The organism is Synechococcus sp. R55.8, assembly GCF_047461895.1.
In the GTDB taxonomy this organism is placed as follows: Bacteria; Cyanobacteriota; Cyanobacteriia; order Thermostichales; family Thermostichaceae; genus Thermostichus.
Genome location: NZ_JANSIB010000137.1, coordinates 1 through 5,109, shown reverse-complemented (window position 1 = coordinate 5,109; position 5,109 = coordinate 1). Strand labels below are relative to the sequence as shown.

The 5,109-nt window shown below is 59.0% G+C and carries 5 protein-coding genes; 3 read left to right on the top strand and 2 right to left on the bottom strand.

Translation table 11 applies throughout. The features are described from left to right. Nucleotides 1–90 precede the first annotated feature (90 nt). Nucleotides 91–1,230, bottom strand: coding sequence for an energy transducer TonB (locus NW829_RS11585; protein ID WP_414417143.1), 1,140 nt, complete (start codon nt 1,228–1,230; stop codon nt 91–93). Nucleotides 1,231–1,529: 299 nt separating this feature from the next. On the opposite strand from NW829_RS11585, the gene NW829_RS11580 reads away from it, so the two are divergent. Together NW829_RS11580 and NW829_RS11575 are read left to right on the top strand one after the other, a co-directional pair. Continuing rightward, nucleotides 1,530–2,006, top strand: a complete 477-nt coding sequence (locus NW829_RS11580) for a VOC family protein (RefSeq protein WP_414382198.1) — start codon at nt 1,530–1,532, stop codon at nt 2,004–2,006. An 18-nt stretch (nt 2,007–2,024) separates the two neighbouring features. Next, complete coding sequence (locus NW829_RS11575; RefSeq protein WP_011432767.1) at nt 2,025–2,906, top strand: Tab2/Atab2 family RNA-binding protein; 882 nt, start codon at nt 2,025–2,027, stop codon at nt 2,904–2,906. 361 nt (nt 2,907–3,267) lie between these two features. On the opposite strand, the gene psbQ is transcribed toward NW829_RS11575, so the two are convergent. Continuing rightward, the gene (gene psbQ, locus NW829_RS11570) at nt 3,268–3,711 is read right to left on the bottom strand and encodes a photosystem II protein PsbQ (RefSeq protein ID WP_414417142.1); all 444 of its coding nucleotides are present in this window, start codon (nt 3,709–3,711) and stop codon (nt 3,268–3,270) included. 143 nt (nt 3,712–3,854) lie between these two features. On the opposite strand from psbQ, the gene NW829_RS11565 reads away from it, so the two are divergent. Beyond that, nucleotides 3,855–5,033, top strand: a complete 1,179-nt coding sequence (locus NW829_RS11565; protein ID WP_414332153.1) for a TRC40/GET3/ArsA family transport-energizing ATPase — start codon at nt 3,855–3,857, stop codon at nt 5,031–5,033. Nucleotides 5,034–5,109: the final 76 nt, after the last annotated feature.

Sequence of the window (5,109 nt, the reverse complement as noted above, 5' to 3'; positions counted from 1 at the left end):
TAAACCATCCCAGAGGTCCGTGGTTAGTTTACTAACTGCAGGGCTACTAAAAGCCTACTCTGTACCGCGAAGCAGTCAGGGTCGGGTAGTTTACTTGGCGGATCCCCCTACAGTCAACTGGCCCAGCACGTTGATATCAAAGGTGAAATTAATTGTCACCGAGTTGCCCTCGTAAGCCTCAGGCAGCGGCAGGAAGGGAGCTGCCCTCTGGATAGCCGTCAGCGCTGCATCGTCTGTTTGTTGGCTGCCGGACGTGCGCCCCAGGCGAATGCTCTGCAGATCGCCAGCTCGACCCACTGTAAAGATCACCACTGTGCGGCGCGAGGTACCGGTCTGCCCAGGTATCCAATTTTGCTCCACTTTCCGCTGCAAAGCGGCCAGCCAAGGACCCCAATCCACATTGGCCCGCGCTGCCACACTGGGGGGATTGGGAGCGGATTGGGTGGGGTTGGCCAATCCACTAGCTCCACTGCCCTGGATCCCGGCTCCATTGCTGGGAGCAGAGGCACTGACCGGAGGCCCCAACTGGGAAGAGTCAGAGGGCCGCTGGGCGGGAAGAACCTCTGTCACCGGTTGCGGAGCGGGCGGAACGGGAGCCAATTGGCTGGGATCCGAAACCCGCTCGCTTGGCTGTATGGGCAAGGGCTCCGCAGTTGGCGGGGGAGTGGGCCTTGGGGAGGGAGCAGCCGCCACAGGCGGTGGAGTTTGGGTCGGAGTAGGTCTGGGGACAGGCGTGGGAGGGGGCGGTGCCGCAGTCGGGGTCGCGGTGGGCTGAGGGGGAGCGGGGGTTGGGGTAGGCGTGGGCTTGGGTGGAGGGGTTGGAGTTGGGGTTGCCAGGGCAACTGCAGCCGGGGCAGGTGGTGGTGGAACAGGGGCAGGCGGTGGCGGTGGTTGGGGTCTTGGCGGCGGCGGTGGAGGGGCCTCCTGGGGAGGGGCGGCCTGAGATTGAGGTGGACTGCCTTGAGACGGAGGGGCTTCTACCCGCTCACCCCCATCGCGGGAATCAACTTCTGAAACCAGATCTGCTTCCTCTGGGGGCTGCAGATCTTCTGGATCCAGAAGGATAAACTCAATGGCTTCTTGTTCTGGCTCGCGAGTGAGCCGAAGCCGCCCCAAGTGGAGCAATCCCAGCAGCACCAGCACGTGCAGCAGCAGCGACAGCGCCACCATCCAAAAAAAGTTGCGAGATTCATCCTCGCGGCGGCGCTGCTCAATCCAGATGCTGGTCATAGCCAAGATTGCCCTTTCCTTTCTTCAACGCTCTCAACACACCGAGTTGTCTGTTGCAGACTGGGCCACGGGGGTAACACCCCAGCTAGTGTTATAGCATCCGAGCAGTTGGCACTCCTGCGCAAAGGCGTATAGTCTATCTCGGGCTCGGGAAGGGATCCCACCTTGCAGCAGCTCTAAGATCGCCTACCTTGAAAAGAGCGGGGATCCCATTAGCCGGGGAAAAGCCCCACAGCTCGGGGTGCTGGCTCTGATGTTGGCTGGTGGGGCACTTTTGGTGGCTTTTTAGGAGCGACGTTATGGAACCCATCCGCTTTCATCTGGCCTTTCCAGTTGCCGATATTGCCTTGGCCAAGGCCTACTACGGCGATGGCTTGGGCTGTGAGATCGGTCGAGAAACCTCTGCTGCCGTTATTTTTAACCTGTACGGCCATCAACTGGTGGCCCACCTCACCCACGAAGAGCTGACGCCCCAGCGGGGCATCTACCCTCGTCATTTTGGCCTGATCTTCCCTACCCAAGGGGATTGGCAGGCGCTGGCCGACCGTGCCTTGGCGCGGGCCTTGCCCTTTTATCAAGAGCCGCGCTGGCGCTTTGTTGGCACCCCCTTGGAGCATGGCACCTTCTTTTTGCAGGATCCCTTCCATAACCTGCTGGAGTTTAAGTACTACCGCAACGCTTCCGCCATTTTCGGGGAGCGGGAATTGGCCTTGGTCGGGGACAGTGCTTCCCACCGCTCGCGCGAACGATCCCCGGCCCGCTCAAGTGGCATGTAGTGCAAACAGGAGGAACCTTTGGCCACTCAACCCCTGCGTTCTGGCCCTGCGCGCGGCCCTATCTGGCAGATGGATTTCAACGCCGTCCCCCTGCGGGATGAGCAGAACCGAAGGGTTTGGGAGCTGTTGGTATGCGATCCCACCGGCCGGTTTCGCCAAGCGCAGTATTGCAGTAACCAAGAGGTGAATAGCACCTGGGTGGCACGACAGTTGCGGAGCTACCTCGAAGCGGCTCCCCAGCCTCCCTCGGCCATTCGTGTGTTTCGAGCCCGCATGAGTTCCATCCTGCAACGGGCCTGCGATGCGGTTGGGATCCCGATGCTGCCCAGTCGTCGCGTTTACACCCTCAAAGCTTGGATGCGAGAACGGGCAGAGCAGGTTTACCCTCAAGAGACTCAGTTTACCTACAGCCCCGAACCTCCTGTGGATCCGGATCCGCCGGATCCCATCCGTCTGCCGGACAAGTTGCAGGGAGAACGCTGGGCCTTCGTGACCTTGCGAGCTGAGGATCTGCGGGAAGCCGACGCCTGGCCGATAGAATTTGGCGAGCTTTTTCCGGTTGCCTGGGACACTTTGACGCCCGACACATTGGCACCAGTGGTGCGGAGCACCCTCATTCCCGGCTTGGTGATTACCTCGCAGCGGGCTTTGCCGATGGCAGCCTGGATGAGCGGTATGGAACCCGCCTACTTGAGTGTGGCAGACGGACGGCTACTGCTCGAGGCGGGCCTCAACGATTGTTATCTGTTTGCACAATTGAGAGATGAAACACTGCGAACAGAGGCAGAAGTCTTTGCCCAGCGCCAGCAGCAGGCCCAGGGGCTCCACTTTCTTGCCATTCAAACCGATCTCAGGGCCCAGTCTTTCGCCGGCTTCTGGCTGATGCAACATCCGCTGTAAGTAGCAGCCGTTACAGCCTGTTTGTAAATTACAGTCATTTCAAACTAGATTGAGACACTCCCCAAACGCTCCGCGCCGCTGCCGCGACCACCCCCAGCTCCTCTCCCAGAGGGAGAGGGGAGTTAGAGACCAATGCGACAGAAATGTTTCATTACCTGTTTAAAAAATGACTACACTACTTGAAATGACTGCGTTTTCGATTCAAACTAGGGCCCTGCATCCGCACCCAAAACCTTGAATGCGCAGGGCCAGAAGGCTTTTCAAGGACTCCGTCCCGCTGGCGCGATCAGTGGCCTAGGCGTCTCACCCTAACTTGAAACCACCATATCGCCAAAGTCGCCAAAGAGAGAAGGGATCCTCACTAGGAAAACACAGCCTCCAGCGCCTGCAAGGTCTTTCTCACCTTGGCCTGGGCTGCCTCCACCTCGGGTTGGTCATAGGCTTTGGCGGCAAAGTCTAGTTGTTCTAAGCTGCGGCCCATCTCCTTAGCCAGGCGCAGCACTTCCCGCTTTTGTTTATCTGGCAGGGTAGCCGCCAGGCCGGTCAAGGTCTTACGAGTGAGTCCCATCGGCCCGTGGATGTAGGAGCGGATCTCCAACCAGTCCTCCGCCTCCACCAGGCTTTGCAGCCGCTCTACCTGTTGCTCCAGTTGTTGCAGCTCTCGGGGCAGGCCAGCAGCCGCTTGCACAGAAAGGGATCCCAGCCACAGCCCCAATGTCAGGATGGCAACCAGCAACACACTCCGCCAGCGACAGATCATCACATACCTCCCACATGCCTGCAACAGGCTTGACTTCTTGGCCATGATTGCCATCAGCTTTTTGGCAATCATTTGGTAATCAAATGAATAGTTTACCCGCTGGCTGCACCTCAGCCCCTTGGCTGCCTCTCGAAGAGCACAGCAAATCGGTTAGGCTAGGGATGTAAAAGAATGTAAATGGCACTCTCATGCAACGCATCATCCTCATGACCGGCAAGGGTGGAGTCGGCAAAACCTCGATGGCGGCGGCGACCGGCTGGCGTTGTGCCGAGATTGGCCTGAAAACTTTGGTGCTGAGCACAGATCCGGCCCACTCTTTGGCCGATAGCTTCGATCAGCCCTTGGGCCATGAGCCGGTCGAGGTCAAACCTAACCTTTGGGGGGCGGAGCTGGACGCCCTCAACGAACTGGAGCTGAATTGGGGATCCGTCAAAACCTACATTACCCAGGTGTTGCAGGCGCGAGGGCTAGATGGGGTGCAGGCACAGGAGCTGGCGATTTTGCCAGGGATGGATGAGATCTTTGCCCTAGTGCGGGTGAATCGCCATTACGACGAAGGCAAGTTCGATGTGTTGATCATCGACTCGGCCCCTACAGGCACGGCCCTGCGCCTCTTGAGCCTGCCGGATGTTTCTGGCTGGTACATGCGCAGGTTCTACAAACCCCTGCAGGGGCTGGCGCAAATGCTGCGTCCTATTGCCGAGCCGATTGTGAAGGGGCTGACCGGGATCCCGCTGCCGAATGACCAGGTGCTGGATGCTCCTTATGAGTTCTATCAGAAGATTGAGCGGCTGGAGCGCATCCTCACCAACAACCGCATCACCTCAGTGCGGCTGGTCACTAACCCCGAAAAGATGGTGATCAAAGAATCGCTGCGGGCCCACGCCTACCTCAGCCTTTACGGGGTGGCCACCGATTTGGTGATTGCCAACCGCATCTTGCCCGATGGAGTGGTGGATCCCTACTTTGCCGCCTGGAAGGCAGCCCAACAGAAATATCGCCAGGAAATCCACGAAAACTTTGCCCCCCTGCCGGTCTTCGAGATCCCGCTGTACTCCGAGGAGTTGGTGGGATGGGACGCCCTAGCCCGCCTGAAAAAAGACCTCTGGGGGGATCGCAACCCGGCGGACGTGCTCTATGCCGAGCAAACCCTGAATGTGGTAACCGACAACGGCCAGTACCGGCTGGATCTTTACTTGCCCGGGATCCCGAAAGAGCAGGTGGAATTGACCAAAACCGGGGATGAGCTGAACATCCGCATCGGCAACCACCGCCGCAACTTGGTTCTGCCCCAGACTTTAGCGGCCATGACCCCGGCCCGCGCCAAGATGGAAGAAGACTACCTGCGCATTCATTTTGCTGCTTGAGGCTGTAGCTGCTCTTGGTTGCGTCAGCTAGAAATCGCAGGAGCCCCGCACTGTACCCGTAGGGTCAGTGTCGGGA